The sequence below is a fragment of the Mycobacterium sp. genome (assembly GCF_019243155.1).
In the GTDB taxonomy this organism is placed as follows: domain Bacteria; phylum Actinomycetota; class Actinomycetes; order Mycobacteriales; family Mycobacteriaceae; genus Mycobacterium.
Window position 1 is genome coordinate 1 of record NZ_JAFAUS010000038.1, and the last position, 3,786, is coordinate 3,786.

The window sequence follows — 3,786 nt, forward strand, 5'->3', positions numbered from 1 at the left end:
AGGATCAGCTTCAGCGCGCCGATCAGGTACGGCGAGGCGCGGCCGAGCTCCTTGAGCGGGCACTGCAGCGCTTGCAGATCGGTGTGCAACGGCCCCCGCGCCTGCGACAGGTACGTGTCGGCGGCCTGGCTGAGCCGTCCCACCGAGTCGACGGCGTTGATCAGCAGGTTCTTGGTGTCCGCGAAATGCTTGATCAGCGGCGGGAGGTCGGTGAGGACCCGGTCCAGGACGTCTGACCGGTTGCCCACATAGGTCAGCAGTCGGTTGGTCGAGTCGATAGCGTGCGTGATGTCATCGCGCTGGTCGTTGAGCTGTCTGGTGAAGGTGTCCAGCTTGCCCAGGAAGGACCGGATCTGCGTGCCACGCCCGTTGAAGATGTTGTAGACCTCGTTCTGCAGCACTTCCAGGTTGGGGATGCCGCCGCCACGGATGATCAACGCCAGGCTGGCCAGCGTCTGCTCAGTCGTGGGGTACGAGGTCGAGTTCTTCAGCGGAATGGTGTCGCCGTCCTTGAGCATCTGCCGCGACGGGTTGGCCGGCGCGGCCAGCTCCACGTGCTGGGAACCCAGCAGCGACGTCTGGCCGATCCTGGCCGTGGCGTTCTTGGGCAGCTTGACGTTCTTGTCGAGGCCCAGCGTCAACGTCGCGATCCAGTTCTTCAGCTGAATCGACTTGATCGAGCCGACGAACACGTCGGCAACCATCACCTTGCTGTTGCCGTTGATCGCCAGAGTGTCGGGCACCTGCACGTAGACGGTGTAGGAGTTGCCCCCGCCACCCGGGCCGCCGGGGATCGCCACGTTCGAGACCCCGTGCCAGCCACACGAACTCAGCACCAGCGCGGCCATCAGCAACGCCATGCTCTGCCAGGCGCGGTGCCGAATCATGCGAGCGAACGTCGGCACTGGCCCATGGTTCGCCGCTCTCTTCGCGCCGTCGGCGCTCATCGACGGCTTCACTGCCCCATGGTTCGCCGCTCTCTTCGCGCCGTCGGCGCTCATCGACGGCTTCACTGTCCCGCTCCGAAGTCAAGCGGCCCACCCGCATTCGGCGCGGGTGCGGCAACCGGCGCCGGCGTCGGCGCGACCGGGCCAGGGACCACCTCCGGTCCGGGCGGCGGCGGCTGGATCGGCACCGGGGCATTCAGACCCATGGGCGGCACGACCGGGTATTCGTCGTAGGCGTTCGGCGGTCCCGGCGGTGTCTGCAGCGTCGACTGCACGGGCTCGATGTTGGGGCCACCCATCAGCTCGCCAAGCGACTCCGGCGTCATCAAGCCCGCCGTGATCGGCCCCACCTGCTGGCCCTGCATGCCCGGGGCGACAATCCAGCCCGGTTGGGTGTTGCGGTGCGACGTCGGCGTATCCGGCGACCAGATGCCCGGGACAGTGGTGTCCTTGTACCCGTTCGGCGGGTGCAACCGCGGCTCGGAGTACGCCACTTCCTTGGGAAGCGTCTCGGCCGTGCTGAACAGGTTCAGACCGAACGGCGGGTAGTTGAACTTGATCGCGTCGAGGATCGGAGCCAGGTACTGGGCGCACAGCTCGGCGGATTCCTGGTAGCCGAGCCGGCTGCCGGCCTGAATCGCGCTGCAGATGAACTGCATCGGGTTCGCGAAGTTCGTGATCGCCGGGATGGCGACCACCGAACCGTGCGACGGGTGATAGATCTGGTTGATGTTCGCCGCGGCCGTCGGCAGGACGTGCAGCGCCGTCTCCAACCCGTTCAGCGGATCCGGCTGCAACAGCGTGTTCGTCACCGTCGCCAGGTTGTTGACGTCGTGGGTCAGCACCTCGCGGTTCTGGGCGAGCCAGGGGCGCACGGTGGTCAGCAGGCTGTCGAATTGCTGGATCGCGTTGGACAGGTCGTTGTCAGAGCTCGCGAGCCGCGTGGTGAAATCCGCCAGGTTCTGGTTCAGCGCGACGAACTGCTGGTCGTCTTTGTGCAGCGCGTTGACGAACAGGGCCAGGCTGCGCACCACCTGGAAGAAGTCGCCGCGTCCCTCGTTCAGCGCGGTCAACGCCTGCGACAGGTTGCTCAGCGTGGTGTTGATCTCCTTGCCCTTGCCGGCCAGCCCGTCGGCGAACGATTCGATGACCTCACCGAACGGACCTTTCGGCTGCTCCGGTGTCGGGCCCAGCTTGGAGATGATGTTGGTGATGCTGTTACGCAGCTGGTCCCATTCGACCGGGACCTGCGTGCGCTCTTCGGGAATCACCGCGTTGTTCGCCAGCACCGGGCCGCCCTTGTAGGCGGGCTCCAGTTGGATGGCCCGCGATGCCACCAGGGTCGGGTTGAGGATGACCGCCGAGGCGTTGGCCGGGACCTTGTACTGGTTCTCGTAGTGGAAGGTGACCTTCATCTTGTCGCCGGCCGGCTCGATCTTGTCGATCGCACCCACCCGCAGGCCCATGATCTGGACCTTGTCCCCCGGGTACAGCGCGTTGGCCGCCGGGAAGTAGGCCACCACGCTGTTGTTCGTCAGCTTCTCGAACAGTCGCCAGCCGGCGTAGGCGAGGATGAGAGCCAGGATGACCACCACCGATCCGATGATCACCGACGCGCGGGACATTTTTGGTAACCGCAGGTTGCGGATGTCAAAGATGGTGCTCAATTCTGGCTACCTCCTCCCGCTGCTCCACTACCGCCTGTTCCGCCTGGGTTGATGAACGGCGCCGGCAACTGGTTACCGGGTCCCGGTGGCGCCGCCGGGCCTGGCGGGAAGCCCGGCGCGAACGTCGACGGCGGCGGGACCGGTCCGGCCGGTGCGAGGTTCTCGGTACGCGCGCCCGGCGGTGCCTGAGCCGGTAGCGGCACGGGTGTCCCCGGAACATCCGGCGGCGGATCGCCCGGCCGCCCCGCGATCGGGATGCCCGGTGTCGGCGGCAGGCCGTCCGGGTTCGGCGGCGACGTCATGATGTCGACCGGCGCCGGGAAGCCGGGGCCACCGAACGGGCCGACCGTCGCACCCGCACACGGCATCACGTTGTCGGGCCGGGGCAGCTGGTCGGCGGCCGGGGTGTACGAGCATGGCGACCCCGGCGGGACGGCCGGGCCCGGGTGGTCCGGCGTGCCTTCGAGCACCGGCGGTGCCGGCGGCGGCGCGCCGTTGGGGAACCGGGTGCCGTTGGGGTCGGGGAACCGGTAGGCCGGCAGGCCGGCGCTGCGCCAGAAGTTCTCCGGGTCGATGCCGCGCTTCTTGAATGCCGCGTCGACCCAGGGCTGAACGATCTGATACAGCGCCAGGTTGTGCAGCACCACTTTGAAGAACGGTCCCGACGCGATGGCCTCGTTCAGGGACGGGAGGAACTTGCCGACCTCAGTCAGCCCTTTGGCGACGTCGTCTTTGCGCTCAACCAGGATGTCGCTGACCGTGCGCAGCTGCTCGAGTACGTGGTTCAGGTTCGGGTTGTCGTTGATCAGGCCCTTGACCTGTTCGGAGAACGCGGCGACGTTGGACAGCAGTGCGTTGATGGCCCGGCCGCGTTCGTTGAAGGCGGCCAGCAGAGTCTTCGCGTTGACCAACAGCCGATCGACCTGATCACTGCGGTCACCGAGGATGGTGGCCACCTGGTTGGCCTGGGCGAGCAGGTGCTTGACCTCCTCGTCGCGCTTTCCGATCGTGTCGGAGAACTTGGCCACTCCGTCGAGCGCCGCGCTCAGGTGCGGGTAGGTCTGGTCGACGGTTTCGGAGAGCACGTGCAGCGACTGCTTGACGGTGTCGATGTCCCAACCTTGCGCGGCCTTGGTGACGTCGAAGAAGGCGTCGTAGATCTGATAAGGGGT

General features: G+C 66.7%; 3 protein-coding genes. All 3 read right to left on the minus strand.

Translation table 11 applies throughout. The annotated features are described in order from the left end of the window. A partial coding sequence (locus tag JOZ00_RS02045; RefSeq protein WP_293338973.1) for a virulence factor Mce family protein occupies positions 1 to 947 on the minus strand: 947 nt, incomplete at its 3' end. A gap of 62 nt (positions 948 to 1,009) precedes the next feature. After that, complete coding sequence (locus tag JOZ00_RS02050) at positions 1,010 to 2,614, minus strand: virulence factor Mce family protein (RefSeq protein WP_293338967.1); 1,605 nt, start codon at positions 2,612 to 2,614, stop codon at positions 1,010 to 1,012. Then, positions 2,611 to 3,786 (minus strand): MCE family protein (locus tag JOZ00_RS02055; RefSeq protein ID WP_293338970.1); only part of this gene is annotated, 1,176 nt, incomplete at its 5' end. The genes JOZ00_RS02055 and JOZ00_RS02050, both read right to left, overlap by 4 nt.